Origin of the sequence: Flavobacterium panacagri (assembly GCF_030378165.1) — a bacterium.
Lineage (GTDB): Bacteria > Bacteroidota > Bacteroidia > Flavobacteriales > Flavobacteriaceae > Flavobacterium > Flavobacterium panacagri.
On sequence record NZ_CP119766.1, the window covers coordinates 255,504 to 278,090 of the forward strand.

13 protein-coding genes are annotated in these 22,587 nt (G+C 33.1%); 2 read left to right on the forward strand and 11 right to left on the reverse strand.

The window, feature by feature from the left end; translation table 11 throughout:
- Positions 1-73 precede the first annotated feature (73 nt).
- The 6 genes from ffh to P2W65_RS01275 all read right to left on the reverse strand — a co-directional run bounded on the left by ffh (position 74) and on the right by P2W65_RS01275 (position 9,804).
- Positions 74-1,426, reverse strand: a complete 1,353-nt coding sequence (gene ffh / locus P2W65_RS01250) for a signal recognition particle protein (RefSeq protein ID WP_109190528.1) — start codon at positions 1,424-1,426, stop codon at positions 74-76.
- 311 nt (positions 1,427-1,737) lie between these two features.
- The gene (locus tag P2W65_RS01255) at positions 1,738-3,420 is read right to left on the reverse strand and encodes an MBOAT family O-acyltransferase (protein ID WP_289662917.1); all 1,683 of its coding nucleotides are present in this window, start codon (positions 3,418-3,420) and stop codon (positions 1,738-1,740) included.
- 1 nt (position 3,421) lies between these two features.
- Positions 3,422-4,750, reverse strand: a complete 1,329-nt coding sequence (locus P2W65_RS01260; protein WP_246611367.1) for a GDSL-type esterase/lipase family protein — start codon at positions 4,748-4,750, stop codon at positions 3,422-3,424.
- A gap of 89 nt (positions 4,751-4,839) precedes the next feature.
- Positions 4,840-6,318 carry an SGNH/GDSL hydrolase family protein gene (locus P2W65_RS01265; protein WP_289662919.1) on the reverse strand — a complete coding sequence of 493 codons (1,479 nt, stop codon included), beginning with the start codon at positions 6,316-6,318 and terminating at the stop codon, positions 4,840-4,842.
- 283 nt (positions 6,319-6,601) lie between these two features.
- Entirely contained in the window at positions 6,602-7,681 is a 1,080-nt protein-coding gene (locus tag P2W65_RS01270) for an HmuY family protein (protein ID WP_289662920.1), read from the reverse strand.
- Between the two features lie 17 nt (positions 7,682-7,698).
- Positions 7,699-9,804, reverse strand: a complete 2,106-nt coding sequence (locus P2W65_RS01275; RefSeq protein ID WP_289662921.1) for a TonB-dependent receptor plug domain-containing protein — start codon at positions 9,802-9,804, stop codon at positions 7,699-7,701.
- Between the two features lie 105 nt (positions 9,805-9,909).
- Between P2W65_RS01275 and P2W65_RS01280 the strand changes: the two genes are divergently transcribed.
- Positions 9,910-10,812: a DUF6607 family protein gene (locus tag P2W65_RS01280; RefSeq protein WP_289662923.1), complete on the forward strand. Its 903-nt coding sequence runs from the start codon at positions 9,910-9,912 to the stop codon at positions 10,810-10,812.
- A 79-nt stretch (positions 10,813-10,891) separates the two neighbouring features.
- Here P2W65_RS01280 and P2W65_RS01285 read toward each other — a convergent pair whose 3' ends face one another.
- From P2W65_RS01285 to argS, 4 genes are all read right to left on the reverse strand, one after another.
- Complete coding sequence (locus tag P2W65_RS01285) at positions 10,892-12,316, reverse strand: SusD/RagB family nutrient-binding outer membrane lipoprotein (RefSeq protein ID WP_289662924.1); 1,425 nt, start codon at positions 12,314-12,316, stop codon at positions 10,892-10,894.
- Positions 12,317-12,365: 49 nt separating this feature from the next.
- Positions 12,366-15,530, reverse strand: a complete 3,165-nt coding sequence (locus P2W65_RS01290) for a SusC/RagA family TonB-linked outer membrane protein (RefSeq protein WP_289662925.1) — start codon at positions 15,528-15,530, stop codon at positions 12,366-12,368.
- A gap of 685 nt (positions 15,531-16,215) precedes the next feature.
- A complete protein-coding gene (locus P2W65_RS01295) occupies positions 16,216-16,926 on the reverse strand; it encodes a hypothetical protein (RefSeq protein WP_289662926.1) in 711 nt (236 codons plus the stop codon).
- Positions 16,927-17,272: 346 nt separating this feature from the next.
- On the reverse strand, positions 17,273-19,051 hold the full coding sequence (argS, locus tag P2W65_RS01300; RefSeq protein ID WP_289662927.1) for an arginine--tRNA ligase: 1,779 nt from the start codon (positions 19,049-19,051) through the stop codon (positions 17,273-17,275).
- Between the two features lie 333 nt (positions 19,052-19,384).
- On the opposite strand from argS, the gene P2W65_RS01305 reads away from it, so the two are divergent.
- Positions 19,385-21,805 (forward strand): TonB-dependent receptor, encoded by a 2,421-nt coding sequence (locus P2W65_RS01305; RefSeq protein ID WP_289662929.1) that lies wholly within the window; start codon positions 19,385-19,387, stop codon positions 21,803-21,805.
- 95 nt (positions 21,806-21,900) lie between these two features.
- Here P2W65_RS01305 and P2W65_RS01310 read toward each other — a convergent pair whose 3' ends face one another.
- Positions 21,901-22,572 carry a copper homeostasis protein CutC gene (locus P2W65_RS01310; RefSeq protein ID WP_289662930.1) on the reverse strand — a complete coding sequence of 224 codons (672 nt, stop codon included), beginning with the start codon at positions 22,570-22,572 and terminating at the stop codon, positions 21,901-21,903.
- Positions 22,573-22,587: the final 15 nt, after the last annotated feature.

A 22,587-nucleotide genomic window follows, 5' to 3' on the forward strand; every position in this document is an offset into this window, starting at 1 on the left:
ATTTATTTATCGAAAAAAGTTTCATGTTTTGGTTTCTTAACTTGAAACCTTAAACTTGAAACTTTTAATTTTATTATCTCGGCATTCCTCCTGGCATTCCTTTCATACCTCCCATCATTTTCATCAGATTTTTTCCGCCTGGGCCCTGCATCATCTTCATCATCTTGCTCATTTGGTCAAACTGTTTCATCAGCTGATTTACCTGCTCGACTTTAGTTCCGGAACCTTTAGCGATTCTGGCTTTTCTTTTTACGTCGATAATGGCTGGTTTGCTTCTTTCGGCTGGCGTCATCGAATAAATAATCGCTTCGATATGTTTGAAGGCATCATCTTCGATTTCTACATCTTTCATGGCTTTTGAAGCTCCTGGTATCATTCCCACCAAGTCTTTCATATTACCCATTTTCTTTACTTGCTGAATCTGCGTTAGGAAGTCATCAAAACCGAATTCGTTTTTAGCGATTTTCTTTTGAAGTTTTCTTGCTTCTTCTTCGTCAAATTGTTCTTGAGCTCTTTCAACAAGAGACACAACGTCTCCCATTCCTAAGATACGCTCTGCCATACGTTCTGGATAGAAAACATCAATTGCTTCCATTTTTTCTCCAGTACCAACAAATTTGATTGGTTTGTTTACAATCGATTTGATTGAAAGCGCTGCTCCACCACGAGTATCACCATCTAATTTCGTTAAGATAACTCCATCAAAATTCAAGATATCGTTGAACGCTTTTGCTGTGTTTACAGCATCTTGTCCTGTCATAGAATCGACAACGAACAATGTTTCCTGTGGCTGAATTGCTTTGTGAACACGTGCAATTTCATCCATCATTTCCTGATCAACTGCTAAACGTCCTGCTGTATCGACAATTACAACATTGAATCCGTTCGCTTTTGCATGTTTGATTGCATTTTGAGCAATCTCTACAGGATTTTTATTTTCTGGCTCTGAGTAAACCTCAACACCTATTTGGTCTCCCACAACATGCAACTGATTAATCGCCGCAGGACGGTAGATATCACAGGCTACAAGAAGTGGTTTCTTGTTTTTCTTTGTTTTTAAGAAATTTGCTAATTTCCCTGAGAAAGTAGTTTTACCAGAACCCTGAAGTCCTGACATCAAAATAACAGTTGGATTTCCTGATAAGTTAACACCAGCAACATCTCCACCCATTAATTCTGTCAACTCATCTTTTACCAGTTTTACTAATAATTGTCCTGGCTGTAAGGTTGTCAATACGTCCTGACCAATTGCTTTGTCTTTTACTCTAGCGGTAAAATCTTTAGCAATTTTAAAGTTAACGTCGGCATCAAGTAAGGCGCGACGAACTTCTTTTAAGGTATCGGCAACGTTTACTTCTGTAATTTTACCGTGTCCTTTTAATATATGGAACGCTTTATCTAACTTATCACTTAAATTATCAAACATACTATTTTCTTTATTTGAAGTGCAAAGATAATCTAATTAGATATTTCAGGCAATTTTTATTTATACGCTTTTTTTGCCACGAAGGCACTAAGACGCAAAGTTTTTTACCACGAATTACACTAATTTCCAGAATTATTTTTTCTCTCGCAGATTTAGCTGATTTTGCAGATTATTTTTATTTTAAAAATACAAAATCTGTTTTGATCTGCTAAATCTGCGAGAGAAAAAAAGTTTTGCGCCTTAGTGGTAAAACAAAAAAAGCGCAAAAGAGTAAAATCTTTGCGCCTTAGTATCTTCGAGGCTATATCTTCTTAGAATTGAAAATAAATAAACGGCTGTGAACCTGCCACTGCTGTTGCGTAAACAATCCAATAGACAAATCCCAAGATTATTGCTTTTATTAATAATGGAGTTTTGTCAAAAACCGATTTCATTCCGTTTGTGAATGTTTCCGGTAAGAAATGCCAAACATAACCGAATAACATTAATCCGAATACATTTTTATATCCAAGAACAATTGTTTTCCAAAGTTCTGGTTCGAATGTTAATTGTCCGATATTATTAATTACCTGCAATGCTGTTTCGAAATCTCTTGCTCGGAAGAAGATCCAGCAGAAAACTACGAAGTGAAATGTAATTAGGATGGAGAAAAATCTCCATAAGAAATTAGGTTTCTTATCTTTCTTAGAAGGAAAGAATTCCATGAAAATTTTATGGATTGCTAATGCTAGTCCGTGCAAAGCTCCCCAAACAATAAATTGTGCTCCTGCTCCATGCCACAAACCTCCTAAAAGCATAGTAGTAAACAAATTAAAATTGGTTACTAAAGTCTGTTTTATTTTGCTTGAAAGTAAAAACGACAGACAGAAAACCAAAATACTGCTTCCGGCAACAATCAACGGAATTACACTTTCATTATAATTTGAAATTCCCCAAAGCAATAAACCAAAGAAAAATAAACTCGGAAATAAATATCCTGCGAAAGATCCTTGACGATTTCCTCCAATTGAAATATATAAAAAGTCTTTTAACCAAGTGGAAAGTGAAATATGCCATCTTCTCCAGAAATCGGTGATTGATGTTGATTTATATGGTGTTCTAAAATTGACTGGTAATTTGAATCCTAGTAACAATGCAATACCAATTGCCATATCTGAATATCCTGAGAAATCACAATAAATTTGGATAGCATATCCGTATGAAGCCATTAAATTCTCAAAAGAAGTATAACTTAATGGTGTATCAAAAACACGATCCACAAAGTTTACCGAAATGTAGTTTGAAATTACCGTTTTCTTAATTAAACCTCCAATAATTAAGAACAAAGCATTGTTAACATCCTGCTTTGTCAAATTTAATTTTTGATAGATCTGCGGAAGAAAATCTTTCGCACGTACAATTGGCCCGGCAACTAACTGAGGGAAAAACGAAACAAAGAATAAATATTCAATGTAGTTTTTGGTTGGTTTAATTTCTTCTCTGTAAATCTCAATGATATAACTCATAGACTGGAAAGTATAAAACGAAATTCCAACAGGAAGAAAAACATTATGCAACGCAAAATTACCGTGAAACATGTCGTTGTAAGTCACAATCAAAAAGTTCATGTATTTGAAATAGCCCAAAAGTGCTAGATTCAAAATTACGCTTATAACGAGATATAATTTTTTAACGCCGTCTCTGCTTTCTCGGTAAATAATCTGACTCAAACCATAATCCACGACAGATGAAAGCAATAATAATAGAAAATAAATCCCGCTCGATTTGTAATAAAAGAAAAGCGAGAACAGAATAACATACGTTAATCTCAAATAAAATGTTTTGCGTAAAAAACCATACACAAAATAGAAAACCAAAAATAAACCAAGAAATAATCCGGTATTGAATAAAAGTTTTTCGTCTGGATTATAAACAAACCAGCTTTCAACTTGTTCTGTTGTAATTGCACCAAAATTTTGAATGAACCAATTATTAATGCTATCTATTGTTGTCAACTTAATTCTTTAATTTAAAATTATCGTATGTTTTAAAAAACGCCTGTGTAAACAAGTTTCCTTGTTTCTCATATCCTTTTTTGGAATAATGAACCCAATCTGGCCCAATTAATCCTTGTACTTTTAATTGTTTGATGCCACTCATACCTCCAAATTCATCATATAAATCCCAGACTGCAAAACCGTCTTTTTGAGCTGTATCAATAATCTGCTTTGCATAATCACTAATATAATAATTCGGTTTTCTTCTTAATAAAGATGGCGCCGGTGTCATCACTATTATCGGCACATCTATTTTCTGAGCTTTTATATTACTAATAAAATCTCGTAATTCTTTAATATAACTTGAAGCATCCAGATGATCATAACTTTCATTTGTTCCTAATGAAAAGATAAGTAAATCGGGGTGCAAGGCTTTTAATTGTTCAAAAAACAAAGGATATTTATTGTAATCCGAATATTTGGCACCATTTACTCCAATACTGCTGTAGATAACTCCTGAAGCATCTTTTTCTAAAACCAATCCATTTAATTCATAATTAGAAGCTTCTTTATTCGGAATCAAGAAAATTCGGCTTAAAGCATTATCTGAATTATAATAATGTGAAAAGGAATCCGACTCGATTGTTAAAGGCACAAATTCCGACATTGAAATGGTTTTGGGCCTTGTTTCGTTTGTTGCAATTTTTAAAGTTCGTCCAGCGCGAATATTATTCGATTTTAAACGATTGTCTCTTTTAATTTCAGCAACAGAAACATTGTATTTATCAGCAATCGTCCCCAGAACTTCTCCTTTTTTAATCTTGTGTGTTATAACTCTTCGTTCTGTTGTTTGAATAGAGTTAATCTTGGAAGAAACTGCCAAATCAAACATATCTTGATTCTGAGGTGTTATAATTTTTATGGTATTGAAATTATAAGCGGGATCTTTTACATTCATTTCCATTACAAATCCGCCCGAATCTCTCCAAAGTCCAATACCGCTTAAACCAACGGGATTACTTTTGAACGGAAGGATATTTCTATAACTTTCCCAACCGCGATTTGATTTGAAACGCTCGTTGTAAGATCCGTTTGTTTTTGCCAATTGATACGGAAACACCAAACCTCTTCCTGCATTTCCAAATCTTTGCTGCAAATTCTTTCTAATCTCATTGGTCATTAAATCACCTTGGATATGAGAATCGCCAATATGAACGATATTGATTTTCTGGTTTTTCTGGCTTTCGTTCTGCTCCAGTTTTTCAAAAAAGCTTTTTAAAACTTGGGCATTATAAATTTGACCCTCTATTGGAGCTTCCGCTTTTGCGGTATCAACTTTTTGAATCATTTTTTTGGGTATTGGATCTACATTAGCTTTTGGTGGCTTTTCATTTGTTGTAAAAAAAAGGCAACAAAAGAACACAATAAGTTTATTCATCATACACTGTCTTTTGTTATTGAAACGGAATCAGGTCTGGCTCTTCTTACTGGTTTTGGTTTAGTCCCTTCTGCATCACGTTTTGCTCTGAGCGTTTTAAATTCTTCGTATCCTTTGTTTAACTGTTCGTACAACAAATTACCGATAGCTTTTGCTCCTCGCTGGTTAAAATGCGTATAATCTTTATTAGCTTTCGCTGGCGCTTCGTCAACCCATTTAATCATTGATCCGTCACCGCCCATTAAAGTATATAAGTTTACGAAACCAGATTCTGTTTCTAAAGCATAATGTTTTTGTGCCTTCATTAAAGGTACAACAGCCGAATCGGTTTTCATTTCCAAATCATATTTAGTCGATTTGTCTGCTGTAGAAACAATTAATATCGAAACTCCTGGGAAAGATTCTTTGATTTTGTTTACGGTTTTTGTCATTCCTTTTTCATACCATGAGTAATTTTTGGTACCGTAATTCAAAACGTTTGTTCCGTAGTGCAGAATAATTAAATCGTATTTCAGATTGTTATTAAATGCTCTCATCACATCGGCATTGAACATTGAAATTGGAAGTCCTGAATTTCCTCTTTGTGAAAAATTATCTACGTGAACTCCTATTCCGTTATCAAAATTGAAACCGTAAATAGGAATAGAATCTGAATGTACAAAATTTGCTTTGAAAGCTTTTAAACTGCCCGAAGAAACTTTTAAAGTATTCACTAAACTATTTGGTGAAAGACTTTTCTTTAAGGTATCTTTTCCGATAATAAAATTCACTTTCCCTGTTTTAGACGAACGTCCGTAAAACAAAGTAGCATTATCTAAAGTGGTACAATTTTTATTCAATCCTGCTTCGTACTGAACCCAAGTGTTGTTTGATGCATCGTTTGCAAAAAACACATGTCCGTTAACTCCAAAAGGACTGATCGGTTTTTTGACATTTAAATACGATTGCGTTTTCCAGTTTTTAGAATAAGTAGATTTTACAGAACCTCTTGAAGCAGCAGATTCTGAAGTAATCGAAACAAAGCCAACTCCATTACCACCAAAACGCTCCTGATAATTGGCACGAACATCCTGAACGATCAAATCTCCATCGGTCATAGAATCTCCATAATAAGCAATTCTGACTTTGCTCTGCGGATTTTTCTCTAACTGATATAATTTTTCATAAAAAGAAATCAGGTATTGATATCCTTTATAATTTTCGAATGATTCGGCTGGAAACTCAATCCCTTCTGTTTCATCAAAAACAATTTTCTTATTGTTTAAATTTCTTTCACTTATGGTAATACTATCATCATCCGCAGCAAGCGAATCTTTAGCTACAGATTCTAAAAGCAGACTATCGATTAATATGTTTTTAGAATCTAACTTACTTTCTGAAAATATTTTGTCTGGAAGGATTTGTTTGAATCCAATAAAAGCAACCAATGCCAAAGCAACGATCGAAAAAGACTGAAAAAAATAAGATTTTGTATTCACTTAAATAATTATAAAATATAAAGGACTGCAACGCAAAAATTAAACCAATTAAGTTATTGTTAAATTATTGCAGAAAAAATTTGTGCAAAGATAGAATAACATTTTGTTTCTAATTCATTTTAACAAGAAACTAGTACAAAAAAAGAGGTTAGAAAAATTCTAACCTCCTTATCAAAAAAAAAATAAAAAAAACAAAGCTAATGATTAACTAAATATCGATGCCGAAACATCATTGAGTTAAGATAAGACGATCTTTATAATCTTTAATTTTTTAGCTTAAAAATTATTTTAAGATTGCATATTCTAAAGTAGTATTCCCTCTTAAACCTGCATCATTTGTCATAGCAAGGAATTTAACTTTGTAATAATTTCCAGCTGCATCTTTTACAACATAAAAACGATCTGTTCTAATACTTGGCAATGAAGTTGGTCCACCACCATTTCTCCAGTTAGCTCCAATCACTCTTTGATCTGTTGCAGAAACAGTAAAGTTTGCTTCAACCACATCTGCTTTTGCAAAAGCCTCATAAGTTTTAACAGAAGTTAATACTTGGTAAACTTGTGTTCCTCCTTTTGAGTTTGTAGTAATAAAATCAGCATAACCGTATGTTACTTCGCCACTTCCCATGTTTAAGTAATTTGTAAAAGTTGTGAAATTTAAATCCCATTTCGTTTTTGCAGGTTCAACTGAAACAGTATTACCTGAAACTAGACTAAAAAATGAAAAATTAAAGTCAGTATCTTTTGAGATTGTTTTCTCTGTGAAAGTTGTAGAAGTCAAGTCAGCGTATTGAATTTTATATCCATTTCCGCTTCTTAAGATTCTAACTTTTTTCCATCCTCTTGCATCACCATCAACACTTACTGAACCAACACCTGGTGTAGTAGTAGAAATTGCAAATCCTAGATTTACTAAGTATACTTTGTTGTCAGCATCTGTAGCAGAAATTTCAGCAATTGCTGTTCCTTTACCTGCTCCTTCACCAGCTAAAACTCCAGTCGGGTTATCAACATAACCATTAGATGCAGGAGTTTCTCCTCCTCCAACTGCAACATTTGCATCAGCCACCTGAGACAAAGTAATATCTGAAGTAGCTAATTTTTTTACAGCCATTTTAAGAGAACCATTGATGATTACTCTAAAATCTGAACCAGAAGAAAAACCTAAATCCCAAGACGCTCTGTTTACTGATTTTGTTTCTACAGCACTTAAATCAAGATAAAGTTGATTTGGTTGGTTTGGCCCACCAACAGAAGTCTTCAAAGTTTCTCCCACCGTTGGGATCTCCACTTTATTATCGTCATCATTTGAGCATGATGCTAGTGATAGTAACGCGATTGATAAAAATAATAACTTTTTCATTGTATTGTATATTTATATTAAAGATTAAGGTTATATGCTAATTTTAAAAAGTAAGAACGTCCGTATGCAAGCATTACATCTGAACCTGAAGCATGAGCTCCTGTATTGGCATTCGTTCTGTTTACATTAACTATGTTAAAAATATTTCTAGCGCCAAGGGTAACTTCTAAATGATTTTTGAAGAAATTTTGTCTAATTGAAGCATCAAGCCAGTTACTTGGGGCAACTTCAGACAAAACAAAACCAGAACTTCCTTCGGTAAATTGCTGTGCTTTTCCGTTGTATTTATAATATCCCGAAACAACTGTTTTCCATTTTGGAAACATATAAGAAACGCTTGCGTTTAAATTTAAAGTGTACAAAAATTCATCACTCATACCGTTATTTCCACTATCAATATTTTGAGAAACCCCAGCTAAAGTAGCACCAATATTAAAAGTCAGATTATCCAACCTAAACTGATTGGTTGAAGAAAAGTTCCACATCCTGTATTTACTAATATTGATAAATTGATACATCGGACTTCCTGTGTCTGGATTATCTCCAACAAACGCCTGATCAATTTTATCTTTTAAATCTAAATAACTTCCAGCAAATGTATTTGCCATTTGTAATCCAGAAGAAAAGGCTGTTATTTTTTTGACACTCACTTCATAAGAAGTACTTTTTTCAGGAACTAAATTTTCATTCCCCACAAAAAAGTGGCCATCGAAAATTTGTTTTGAATATAATTCGTTAAAATTTGGCGTTCTAAATCCAGTACCAAAAGAACCTCTTAATTCCAAGCCTTTATCAAATAAATATCTCAAAGCAATTGAGGAAGCGTATTGATTGTCAAATTTTGACTGGGCAGAAAAACGTAATCCTGGTTTTATAGAAAATCGTTCTGTCGCTAAAATTTCTGCAGAAGCGAAGAAATCATAGTTTTCCAATGTTTTTTGAATCGGAACATAAACTTTGTTTGCCTCCTGAACTAGAGAAAAACCTTGATTGTTTACAAATTCGTATCCTAACTGAAAATCTAATGTTTTACTTTCAAAAAAGTTATTGAATGTCCCCATCGAAGAAAGCACTTCCATCGATTGGTCTTTTACTTTCACATTAAGTGATTCGTCTCTGGTATATAAATTATATCTAAAATCTTCAATATCTCTTTCTTGCTTTTGATGTGTAACGGTAATATTATAATTTACTTGCGAAAACATTTTACCAATAGCATTCAAATTATTAAAATATCGATTTGTAAAATACCTGCTATCTTCAGCATAACGATAAGCGGTAGTATTAAAACCAGATTGCACAGTACTATTATAATAATCTACATCTTCGTCTAAAAATTCAAATCGGTAAAAAAGACGGAAATTACCTTTTTGATACGAAATCAAAGCTGTACCATTTAATTGTTCTTTTGGCAACCAGCTGTATCCTCTAGTACCATCATTTTCTATATAATTTTTGCCGTTCTTATCTCCTAAATAGCCCTGAAAATCATTTCTATTAATTCCGGCGCTTACATACCAATTTTCACTAAAAGTATGTCCAATGCGCAAATTCTGAATATGTCTTCCTTTGTCAAAAAGAGAATATTCGTTACCAACTGTTTCTTCTTGAGCTGCAACATTAATATCCCATTTATACTGAGAATATTTTTTTGTAATAATATTAAGAACACCGCTTACTGCATTTGCTCCATAAACAACTCCCATTGCACCTTCTACAATCTCGATACGTTCTACATCATTAAGGTTAATTTGAGAAAGGTCAGTATTGTTTCCTAATCCGCCCTCGTTAACCAATGGAACATTATCAACCAAAATTTTAAAATATTGAGCATCCAATCCAAATAACGAAACCGTCGAACGACCACTTGTCCCACTTGGTGTAACTGTAATATTTAAATATTGATTTAACACATCTGATAAATTATTTGCTGCTAAATTCTTGATATCCTTATTAGAAATAACTCGAACATTGTATACTGACTTTTTTATAGATTGAGGCTCGATTTGACCAGTTACAACCACCTCTGAAAGTTTTTCATGCGATTTTATGGTATCTTTCTGCTGAGCAAAAGAATATGCACTTAATAACAGCACAGCGAAAAGGGTAATTTTAATTTTCATTATTTTTATTGAGTCTTAATAATCGATGCAAATATATGATTATTTTTAATTGTTCTAAATTAAATTTATATATTTGCAAAAAATTTAAAAACAAAACAATAAGTTATGATTTCAAAAAGCCTTTTAATGTCAGCCGCTGTGGCTTTAACATGCAGTCTTGGTTTTAGTCAGGACAAAAAACAACAAGATATTAAGTCTATTAAATCAATGTGCGGTTGTTATGAAGTGAAATTTAATTTCACTGAGACATTCTCATATCCAAAAGACTCTCTTACTTATAAACCATCTGAAACTAAACATGAATCGGCTTTAGAATGGGTACAGTTATTAGAGGATACTCCTAACAAAATTGTTATGCAGCACTTACTTATTGTAAGTCCTGAAATGATTATCAAACACTGGAGACAAGACTGGCTTTACGAAAACACAGACTTATATAGTTTTGACAAAGGAAATTCTTGGAAATACAAAAAATTAGACAAGAAAGCGGTTAAAGGACAATGGACTCAAAAAGTATATCAAGTAGATGACAGCCCTCGTTACGAAGGTTCTTCAACTTGGGTACATGTTGATGGAAAAGATTACTGGGCGAACGTTGCAGATGCTCCACTTCCTAGAAGAGAGCAGACAAAACGTAACGATTACAATGTTTTAAAAAGAAGAAACATTCACGAAATCACAGCAACAGGATGGAATCATGAGCAAGACAACGATAAATTGGTTCGTGACGATGCTGGAAAAGATGTATTGTTAGCACAAGAAAAAGGATTTGATGTTTATACTAAAGTAGATGACTCTAAATGTATTGCTGGACAAAAATGGTGGGCAGCAAACAATGTACTTTGGAAAAACGTTCGCGATAAATGGCAGACTCTTTTTGACAGACATAAAGATTTAAACTTAGAAGCTAAAGTAGACAGAAAAGCGCTTTACTCTCTATTATTTGATTTAAAACCAGATACTGCAAAAGCAGAAACAGATAAAATCATTGACAAATTTGTTAAGTAATTAGAATTAGTTGTTATAAAAAGGCCGGAAGTTTTGAGACTTCCGGCCTTTTTTTGTTTAAATAATTTATAGAATACTATTATCTAGTTCCTCCAGCCCACCAAACGTTTTCTTTGTAAACATAGGTACCATCTCCAAATGCTGCTTGTACATTCTTGTTAGCAGATACATCTGAATTTCCATATGACAATCTAAGTGGAAACTTAGTCGCATTAAGTGGATTTGCCAATTGAATTGGATGGGCTGCGGCTGATCCATACATTGCTAATAAACGTCTGTAGTCATTGTAGGCTTCAACAGCCTCTTCTTCATAAAATGAAAAATATTTTTGCACCGCAATCTCTTTCAATAAACCAGCATTAGTTGAAATGTTTAAACCAGCAACATAACTAGCAGCATCTGTAGTTGAAAAATTAATAGATTGAGCTTTGTTAAAAGCTGCATTTACAGCCGCCGTTAAACTAGCAGTACTTGTAACACTCGCTGATTTTCTAGCCTCTGCTTCAGCCTTGATAAATAACAGTTCGTGATAGCTTAACATATATATAGGATTAGTTTTGTTTAGTAAGGCTGAATACGAATAATTTTGGCTTTGCGGGCTAACACCATTTTCATAAAATTCGTATGTCAATGGAGCTCCACTTGATTTACTAATTTTTTGAAAATAACCTGTAGCACGTGGGTCATTTGGTCTAGCATTTAACTTGTCTGACAAACTTTTACTAGAAAATAAATATCCTCTCGCAATTTTTAATTGATAAAAAGGATTTGGAATACCACTATTTACCATCTTAAATTCTTCACTTTTATTTGTAAATGACTTACTCACATAAGTTAAAACTTTATCATAATCAGGAGATTTAAAAGAAAGATGTAGTGTATAACGAGCCAATAATCCATTAGCCGCTTTTATCCATTTTGAATTACTACCACCATATATTAAATCCTGAGTCCCTAAAGTTGGATAAGTAGATGTTTTTTCCAAATTTACAATGGCATCTTGCAACGTTGCAAAAATTGTTTTATATAGGTCTTCCTGACGATCCAGTTTAGGTGTGTAATACACTCCTGGCTGAAAAGCCTCAGAGAAAGGAACATCTCCATACATATCTGTCAACAAAGCTAAATTATAAGCATATAGAATTTGTGCAATTCCTAATGTCGTATAGTTCCCTTTTTCTGTACCAGTTGTACATTTGTCGATAATAGTCTTTAAATTGTACATCGTTGAATATTGATTGACCCAAGAATTATTATAAGTCGTTGCACTTTGGGGTTCCCCATTTCTTGTCTCAGCATTATACATTTGACCAGAACCTCCTGCGCTTAATTCAACATAAATACCTGTATAAAAAGCTAAATCTGACCCCGTATTACTAAACGCCGTGCTCGTCATTGCATCAGTGATAGCAAAACGAGTAGCCACATTTACTGGTTTATTTACGTTTTTGTTAATGTCATCCATTTTATCTTCAGAACAAGAATTTAAAGAAATTGACGCCATCACCAAAAGTAATATGACTTTATATTTTTTCATGATTTTTTGAATTATATTAATTAATTGTTAGATTCAATCCAACTCCAATACTTGTAGTTTGCGGAACAGATAATCTTTCAAAACCACCAGCCATGTTGTTGTTTCCTTGTGATGCTTCTGGATCTAAATTTGGCATTTTAGCCCACAATAAGACATTTCTTGCGAATGCAGAAACACGTAAATCTAGGCTTGTTGAAAATTTTGGAAGCGTATACCCTAAAGATAATTCTCTTAGTTTTACGAAAGAAGCATCATATATTGCTGTTTCAGCAATGTTCGAATTTACATTATACATTAATTCTTTTGTAATAGCTTTTGTATTAGGCTGTCCATTTGCAGTAACACCTTCCTGAACCACTAATTCTTCACGATTTAGTGTTTTAGTACTTAATCCGTAAAGATCTAACAATGAATTTGTACCGCTATACATTACCCCACCATTTTTCCAATCAAAAGTTGCAGCAAGAGTCAATTTTTTGTATCTAAAAGAGGTTGTGCCTCCTAAGTTGAATTTCGGAGCTACCTCTCCAAGTGATTTAGTGTCTCCAGTCACAGCCTTTCCATTATCGTCAACCAAAATATTTCCTTTATCATCTCTTGCAAAAGCTGATCCGTATACAACAGGATAACGCTCTCCTATACTAGCCCTAATTTGTGGTGTTACAAATCCTCCTAAGAAAATATTTTGCACCCCTTCTTTTAATTCATCCACATAATTGTCTATTTTGGTAAAGTTTGCTGATATTGTCCAATCAAAATCTTTAGATCTAATTGGAGAAACACTAACTACTAATTCATGACTGTTTGTATGAACTTTTCCTCCATTCATTACTAAGCTTGAAGCTCCTGTTGAACCTGCCAAAGGCACACTAAAAATCTGGTCAATTATATTTTGTCTAGCGTAGGTATAATCGATACTTACACGATCATTAAAAAATCGAAATTCACCGCCTACTTCATAAGATCTTGTATTTTGAGGTCTTAAGTTGGGGTCATACATTACTCCGTAAGGCGTGTATGAATTTACACCAGTAAGAGGGTAAGTTATAGGTGCACTTCCCCAAAATCCTCCTCCATAAACTGGTGTCGAATAGTAATTTTGCTTATAAACTGCTGGCTGACCTACTTCAGCCCAAGATGCTCTAAGTTTTGCAAATGATAAGGTTGGGTTTCCTTTTAGACCTTCCAATTCAGTTAATACAACCCCTAATGATATAGAAGGATATACAAATGAACGGTTATTTCGCGGCATTGACGACACTACATCTTTTCTTAAAGTACCGCCTAAATAAATAAAGTTTTTGTATGAAAGATTCAAATTTCCAAACAAACCAACGGTTCTGTTTTTATCAATGTTATCTATGTCAACATTTTGCTGTGTATTAGCTAAATTAGGCCAGCCGCCAAAATTAAGATCATATCCTTCCATTTCGTAACTCTTTTCGTATCTGTCATTGATTTCATTACCTACCAAAGCAGCTAAATTTAAATCGTCTGAAATCTTATATTCATAATTTGCTGTGAATAATGAATTTATTGTTCTGGATGTAATTCCATAAAGATCTAAATAACCTGCTGTAGTCTGCTTATTCCCATATTCATCTATATCTCTATAATTAGTGGTGTAAGCATCAGCACCAAGCTGGTATCGAAATGATAGTTTATGTTTTCCATCCATTGAGATATTTGGAGTAAATTCAACGTAACTGTTTCCGAAAAAACGATCCGTTTGTTCGTCATGTATATTGTGAGCAGCTGCCCAATATGGGTTATTGAATCCAGTTGTTCTGTAATAAATTTGTTTGTATGGGTCTCCTGGGCTTTCGTATCCGTTTCCTTTCATATCATAACTTATTGGACTTGCAAATGCACCTGCAACAGATGAATCATTTGCACCAGTAGCTTTTTCAGTTTTACTGGTAACATAGTTCCCAACAAATCCTGTTTTCCATGTGTCTGATAATTTCGTGCTAAAGGCTGCTCTTGCATTATAACGTGTATAACCAGTAGCAGGTACAAAACCATCTTGGTTAGTTGAACCCAAACTAAAAGCATAATTAGATTTATCTGTTGCTTGTGTCAAGCTAAAAGAGTTATTTACAGTAGTTCCAGTTTTAAAATAAGCACCAAAATTATCATATACTCTTGGTGTTACCCACGGATCTAGACCTGCTGCTGCTCTTTGTGGTACATAATATTTGCCTGCATGAGCTGTTACATCTCCACCATTCACAGCATTGGCAACATTACCTCCATATGATTTATCATTTGGCAACTCAGAAATTTTTGGTCCCCAAGACAATGAATTTGTTGGACCATATACGCCATTTGTTCCTTGCGCATATTGATCTTGAAAATCAATCTTTCTTGACACATTTTCAGCAGACATTGAGCTAGAGAAATTTATGATAGGTTTTCCACTTTTTGAAGCCCCTTTACCGCTTTTTGTTGTAATTACAACTACTCCATTTGTAGCTCTAAGTCCATAAAGTGCTGATGCCGCTTGTCCTTTTAAAATATTGATAGATTCAATATCCTCTGGATCAATATCTGCAGCCCTGTTTGAACTGTCCGAACCTGTCACACTGCTTCCAGTACTAACATCAGCTGTTGAAGCTACTGGCATACCATCAATTACATATAAGGGAGTGTTGTCTCCTGTAAATGAACGAGCTCCACGAATAACAATTCGGGAAGAAGCGCCAGGCGCACCACTTGAAGGTGTAATATTAACTCCTGCTAATTTTCCTTGAAGAGCACCAGCTAAGCTATTATTGTTTGCTTTTGTTAATTCATCAGCTTTAATTTCTTGAGTAGCATATCCTAATGCTTTTTTCTCTTTCTTAATCCCTAAAGCTGTTACAACAACACCTTCTAATTCCTGCGCTCCAGCATCCAACATTTTCACATTAATAGTTGAAGCACTTGCTAGAACTTCCTGAGTTTGCATTCCAATATAACTAAATACTAAAGTCTGATTGGAAGCAGCATTAATAGTATACTTTCCATCAAAATCAGTTTGAGCTCCTGATTTTGTTCCCTTGACCAAAACGCTAACACCTGGTAAAGGCATTCCTGAATTGTCTGAGACCGTTCCTGTAATTTTTCTTTGCTGTGCAAATGCAAATTGCATTGCAAAAACAAAAAAAAGCACGATTAATCCTTTTAAGTTTTGTTTCATTATTTTTTTGTTTTGAGTTATTAAGGGCGAACTTAAAAATTTAAAATAATTTTAACAAGAATTATACAGTATTTAACATTACTAAATGAAATATTTATACTACAAATAATCAACAAGAGCGTTTGAAAAATAAAAAATAACTTACATAAAATGTAAAAAAGAAGAAAAAGTGGAGAGAATTTAGAAATTAGCTGCTATTACGCTAATTCTTTCTTGAAATTCTTACAGAGTAGAAATGAATATTTTAAAAGCTAAAAAAACCGTCTAAAAATTTTAGACGGCCTTTTAATCCCTTACCATTTTAGACTAAATGGGCTACTAATTCAAAATAATCAAAAATGGCTATAGGAAAATATGTTCTACTTATTAGTGTCCAGATAACAAAGGCAACAATACTCCATTTGGAGAATTGCATTGCGTGTGCGATTAAAGGCCAAAAGAAATCTAAACCCAAGAAGAAATAAACTTTACAATATTTGAGGAGTGGTATATTGTCTTTGGAATTATTGGGCAAACATAAATAAATCAAACGTAGTTTCCTACAAAAAACAATAGTCAATATTTAAATATGTCTTATATTAATACTTTGTACACTTTTAGAGGAATTCTCAGAAAACAAAAAGCCGATAGTAAATAACTATCGGCTTTTCAATTATAATATTAAATGAATCTCTAGTAAACAGTATTATTTAGATTCTGCACATTCAGAAAAAGTAATCGCATGTTTAGTCAAATCTGTCCATTTTGGTTCTGGAGTTGATGAGATCAATTTATCACATCCTCCCCATAATGGTGCAAATTCTTTTTTGTATTCTTTTTTCTTTAATAAAAATGCTGGTGAATCTTTTTTAGCAACGTAGTAAGATTTAGCATCTCCTCCAATAAATTTAACTCCACCAACTCCTAAAGATGTAGTTTCTTTTGCATGTGGGTCACAGTAAATTTTAATTTCTTTACTGAATGCAGGGTTTAATAACTGCATTAATAGTTTTGAAGTTTTTTTCTTAATTTTCACATCAGCTGTTTCAAAATAAGCATAACCTTCTTTAATGTATTCTTGGTTCAATTGATCATCATTCCATTGTTTAAAATCTGAAATAAAATCAAGTTTTTTAGCAAAGTTATCCAATCCACTTGGTGGTAAGTACATATGTTTGATATCCTCTGGTTTCAATTTGTGTTTTTTTCCAGCTGCATCTTGTAATTTGATAAATTCAATTAATCCCTTGTCTCTATCAATATCTCTGATAGTTCCGCTAAGCTCTGTTCCATCTGCCAGGGTAATGTAAGCTGTTTTATTGTGTGAAAATCCATAAGATGGATTAATTAAATCTTGAGCATTGATTGCAGTAAATGCAAAAAATAGCATCATTAATAGTAAAGGTTTTTTCATCATTATTTTGGGTTTAAAATTGTGCCTACTCTCACGATTTTCGGCTTCCTCGATTATTTTTAAAGTAAAAAAAAAATATCACACCTTGATTTTACTGGCCTACAAAGGTTTTTTTATCAGAAAATTTTTCACTGTAAACATAATTATAAAAATGATACTTACAAATCTTACTAACTCTTTTTTACACGAAAATTCATTCACTTAAATACTTAACAATCTCCTGACGATAACTTGATTTTTTCTAAACTTAAATCATTAAAATTCTATCTTAATTTCTGTTTCTGATCAAAAAAAAAAAGCCGATAATTATTATAATTATCGGCTCTTTTTTTTTTTAAGATATAAAAAATTACATTCGTTCTGGAACTTCAATCCCTAATAACTGAAATGCAGATTTAATTACTTCTGCTACTTTTTGAGAAAGCTGCACTCTGAATATTTTTTTAGTTAGATCAACTTCTCCTAAAATATGCACTGATTGATAAAATGAGTTATATTCTTTTACTAAATCGTAAGTATAATTAGCAATCAAAGCTGGACTGTGATTTTGTGCCGCATTTTGGATCACTTCTGGGAAAAGCTCAATTTGTTTTACCAATTCTTTTTCTTTTTCGTGAAGTTCTGCTATTTCAATTTTTACTGCGAAATCAAAATCTGCTTTACGAATAATTGACTGAATTCTAGCATATGTATATTGAATAAACGGCCCTGTATTTCCAGCAAAATCAACCGATTCTTCTGGATTAAACAGAATACGTTTTTTAGGATCTACTTTTAAAATGTAATATTTTAAAGCTCCTAGTCCTATTGTTTTGTATAATTTTGCTTTTTCTTCAGTAGAATAGTAATCAAGCTTTCCTAAATCTTCCGAAATTTTCTTTGCTGTATCGGTCATGTCTTGCATTAAATCGTCTGCATCTACAACAGTTCCCTCACGGCTTTTCATTTTTCCAGAAGGTAAATCAACCATTCCATATGACAAATGATATAAGCTTGAAGCCCAGTCAAAACCAAGTTTTTTCAAAATTAAGAATAACACTTTAAAGTGATAATCTTGCTCGTTTCCAACGGTATAAACCATTCCTCCCACATCCGGCATATCTTTTACACGCTGAATGGCAGTTCCAATATCCTGAGTCATGTAAACCGCAGTTCCATCAGAACGTAAAACGATTTTACGGTCAAGACCTTCGTCTGTCAAATCAATCCAAACCGAACCATCAGGGTCTTTTTCAAAAACACCTTTATCTAAACCTACCTGAACAACATCTTTACCTAATAAATAAGTATTGCTTTCGTAGTAATATCTATCAAAATCAACTCCAAGATTAGTATAAGTTGTAGCAAAACCTTCATAAACCCATTCGTTCATTTTTTTCCAAAGCGCAATCACTTTTTCATCACCAGCTTCCCATTTCTTAAGCATGTCTTGAGCTTCGATAATAATTGGGGCTTGTTTTTTAGCTTCCTCTTCTGTCTTACCCGCTTCCATTAAACCGTTAATTTCAGTTTTGTAAGCTTTATCAAATTCTACATAATATTTACCAACCAATTTATCTCCTTTCAAGCCAGAAGTTTCAGGAGTTTCTTCATTTCCGAATTTCTCCCATGCCAGCATCGATTTACAGATATGAATTCCTCTATCGTTGATAATTTGTGTTTTGTAAACTTTTTTACCAGAAGCTTTTAAAATTTCAGCAACAGAATAGCCTAATAAATTATTACGAACGTGACCTAAGTGCAGAGGTTTATTGGTATTTGGCGAAGAATATTCAACCATCACGGCTTTTTCAGCAGGATTTGGCTGCATAAAACCAAATTGTTTACCGTCTTTTATTGCGTTAAAGAAATTTAAATAATAGCTGTCTGAAATTACAATATTCAAGAAACCAGAAACTACATTAAAGCGCGCTACTTCTTCAACGTTTTCAACTAAATAATTACCGATTTTGCTTCCCAATTCTGCCGGATTGCTTTTGATCACTTTCAACAGTGGAAAAATAACCATTGTAATATCGCCTTCAAACTCTTTTCTTGTAGTTTGAAATTCGATTTTATCAACAGTAACATCAAATAATGCTTGTATTGATTTTTGTATAGAAGGTGTTAGAATTTGTGTTAATGACATGTAAACTTATTTTAAAGTGAGCAAAGATACTGCTTATTCATCAATTAGAGAAAATCAAAAACATATTAAATTTAGTAAAAGAATTAGAATTTGCTAAAAAAGCAGAATTTTCAATTGTTAAAATTATCAAAAAACCAAAAGCCTAATCTCTTATAAAACAAGACATGAGAAAGTTTTTATATTTTTTTTTACAATTTCCTGTAACATATCGAATAGGAAAGAGTCTTAATAGAGACTTCAAATTTTGTTTGAGGCAGCAAAAAATAAAAAAACAAAAAGATAATTTATACAATCATCATCATCAATCAAATCAAAACAATCAACAAGTAAATCATGAAATTAAAATTCTTTCTGTTCGCATTATTGGGGGTAATTGCGACAGCACAAGCTCAGAATACGGGAACCATTTCTGGAAAAATAACAGAGAAATCTAACAGTATGCCAATTTCTTATGCGACAGTTTCACTTAAAGAAAATGGCAAAATAGTTTCTGGAGTAAATACAGATGACAATGGAGATTTTTCATTTAAAAACATCGCTTTAAAAAGTTATACTATCGAAATTCAGTACATTGGATTTAGAAAATATATTGGTTCTGTTCTTTTAAGCGAAAACAAAAAAAATGCAACCGTAAATATTGCTCTTGAAGAAGAAGCAACGCAGCTTAAAGGCGTAAACATTATTGCAGAACGTTCTACAATCGAACAAAAAATCGATAGAAAAGTAGTTACAGTTGGTAAAGATTTAACAACTGCCGGTGCTTCGGCATCAGACATCATGAATAATATTCCTTCTGTGAATGTGGATCAAGACGGAAAACTTTCGCTTCGTGGCAACGATAATGTTCGTGTATTAATTGACGGTCGTCCGTCAAATATTGATCCTGCTCAACTACTAAAACAAATTCCATCAACATCAATCAAAAAAATTGAGCTGATTACCAATCCAAGTGCAAAATATAATCCAGAAGGAATGTCTGGGATTATCAATATTATTTTACATAAAAATGCAAATACTGGTTTTAATGGAACGTACAGCGGCGGTATCACTTTTGGAGAAACGGCTAAATATAATCAATCTTTAGATTTAAACTATAAAACTGGAAAAGTAAATTTCTTTGGAAATGTGGGGCAAAACTTTGGAACCTACTTTAATGATGGTTTTATTAGAAGATTTGACCAAGATATCGTTCAGAATATTGACGTTATGAATGACAACGATTCTTATCTGTACAAAATAGGAATGGATTATTTTATTGATGACCACAATACGTTATCGATTTATACCAATCAAAATAAATCGAACGGAAAAGGTTTTGTAGATACTGATATTGATTATAACAATGTTAGTAATTCTGATATTTCAAACATTTTTCAGAAATCAAGATATTGGGGACCAGATCAAGTTGGGACTTACAACTTGGCCTACAAACATATTTTCAAAAAAGAAGGACATACGTTAGATTTTGAAGGTAATTACAGTGATAATAAAGAAACACAGCATGCGTCTTTTGATACTGAAACCACAAAAACAGATAATACTGCTGGAAATATCTATTATGAAGATTATTTAAAAGGTACTCGAAAACTAACAACCCTAAATGTTGATTACGTAAACCCATTAAACGAAAAGACTACGCTAGAAGCTGGTGCTGAAGCTAGAATTACAAGAACTGGAAATGATTACATTACAGCAAATCCTTTGATTCCAGCAGCAGATCAAGTATCAAATTATACTTATGACACAGATATTTATTCTGCTTATGTAACTTTTGGACAGAAATATAAAAAATTCAGTTATCAAGTGGGAGCTCGTTTCGAAAGTTATAAAGCTGCTGCTAACTTAAATCGTGGTCAAACTACTTTTAATGACGATTATATTACACTATATCCTTCTGCTTATTTAACGTACAACTTAACAGAGAAAAACACTTTACAGTTGAGTTACAGCCGTCGTGTAGACCGTCCGAGTTTAGAACAGACAAAACCTATTCGTGAATTTGCTACGCCATTGGTAACGTCTTTAGGAAATCCTGAATTAAGACCACAGTTTACCAATTCTGTTGAGGTAAATTATACTAAAACACTAGAAAAAGGAAGTTTTACAGCGGGTGTTTTTGTGAGAAGCATTAACGATCAGATCAGCAGAATTTTATATCCAGATCCAGCAGATCCAAATAAAGAAAAGCAGATTATGACTTATACCAATTACGATCATAATACAGCATATGGCTTTGAAGCTTCTTTCAACTACAAAATCACAAAATGGTGGGATATTCAGCCATCTATTGATTTTTCAAGTATTAATCAGCAAGGTATTGTATTCCAATATGATCCCATTGCGAACGCCAGTAACCCCGTTGAAAGAAAAATTACAGTGGCTGCGTTTAACGCACGTATGAACTCCAATTTCAAAGCAAATAAACGTTTAAGCTTTTTATTATTCGGATTTTACAGAGGCGCAACTGATGGACTTCAGAACAACAATCACGAAATGTACAAAATGGATATTGGTTCCCGCTACACTTTGTTAGACAATAAAATGAACATCAGTGTACGTTTCAATGACGTTTTCAACACCATGAAATATGCTTTTGATACTATGTATCCTTATCCGCAAGCAGGACAATTTACATGGGAAAGCCAGACTGTTTACTTAGGTTTAACTTACAACTTTGGTGGTGGAAAAATTAAAAATTTACAGCGTAAACAAAGAGATGATAATACTAATAAAAGTGGAGGCGGTATGTTCTAATTCCAGTTTATTAGATGTATTTTAATATTTTAAATAAATTCTTGTAGAAAAAAAGCCTGGAGTATGCCAACTCCAGGCTTTTCTATTTTTATCAATTATAAAAAGTTTTTAAGTTCTCTTATTTCTTCAGGATTTGCAGTTTCAGTGTTGTCTGTTACAGCAGAAGAATGATAAAAAGTTAAATCCAGTTTTTCCTGTAATAACTTTATATTCGAAGACCTTAAACCACCTCCTGGCATAATTTCGATCCTGTCTCCAGCCAATTCTTGAATTCGCTGCAAAGCAAAAATACCTTCTTCGACATTTATTCCTTGCCCCGAAGTTAAAATAGTTTTAAAACCGCATTCTATAACATCTTCTAAGGATTTCTCTACATTTTTAACCACATCAAAAGCACGGTGAAAAGTACACGAAAGAGGATGCGCTAAATGAACTAATTCTTTATTCTGCTTTTTATTTAATTTTCCGTTATCCTTCAAAATTCCGAAAACAAAACCATCTACACCTAGTTTTTTAAACTGTTTAATATCTTGTTTCATTTCTGTCAGTTCTTCATCAGAATAAACAAAATCACCACCTCGGGGTCTAATAATTACGTGCATCTTAATATTTAGGTCTTCGCGGACTTTTAATACCAAAATAGAATTTGGTGTGGTTCCTCCAAGATTCATATTTTCACAGAGTTCAATTCTGTCTGCTCCATTTTCCTGAGCTATTATTGCCGATTCGTAATTAAAACAAGCTATTTCTAGTTGATTTTTTTTCATTGTGATTGAAATGTT

Excerpts from the sequence above, each read along its gene's own strand:
- P2W65_RS01285 (WP_289662924.1), bottom strand. The coding sequence starts at position 12,316 with ATGGCGTCAATTTCTTTAAATTCTTGTTCTGAAGATAAAATGGATGAC.
- ffh (WP_109190528.1), bottom strand. The coding sequence starts at position 1,426 with ATGTTTGATAATTTAAGTGATAAGTTAGATAAAGCGTTCCATATATTA.
- P2W65_RS01280 (WP_289662923.1), top strand. The coding sequence starts at position 9,910 with ATGATTTCAAAAAGCCTTTTAATGTCAGCCGCTGTGGCTTTAACATGC.
- P2W65_RS01290 (WP_289662925.1), bottom strand. The coding sequence starts at position 15,530 with ATGAAACAAAACTTAAAAGGATTAATCGTGCTTTTTTTTGTTTTTGCA.
- P2W65_RS01310 (WP_289662930.1), bottom strand. The coding sequence starts at position 22,572 with ATGAAAAAAAATCAACTAGAAATAGCTTGTTTTAATTACGAATCGGCA.
- argS (WP_289662927.1), bottom strand. The coding sequence starts at position 19,051 with ATGTCATTAACACAAATTCTAACACCTTCTATACAAAAATCAATACAA.
- P2W65_RS01260 (WP_246611367.1), bottom strand. The coding sequence starts at position 4,750 with ATGATTCAAAAAGTTGATACCGCAAAAGCGGAAGCTCCAATAGAGGGT.
- P2W65_RS01270 (WP_289662920.1), bottom strand. The coding sequence starts at position 7,681 with ATGAAAAAGTTATTATTTTTATCAATCGCGTTACTATCACTAGCATCA.
- P2W65_RS01295 (WP_289662926.1), bottom strand. The coding sequence starts at position 16,926 with ATGATGAAAAAACCTTTACTATTAATGATGCTATTTTTTGCATTTACT.
- P2W65_RS01305 (WP_289662929.1), top strand. The coding sequence starts at position 19,385 with ATGAAATTAAAATTCTTTCTGTTCGCATTATTGGGGGTAATTGCGACA.
- P2W65_RS01275 (WP_289662921.1), bottom strand. The coding sequence starts at position 9,804 with ATGAAAATTAAAATTACCCTTTTCGCTGTGCTGTTATTAAGTGCATAT.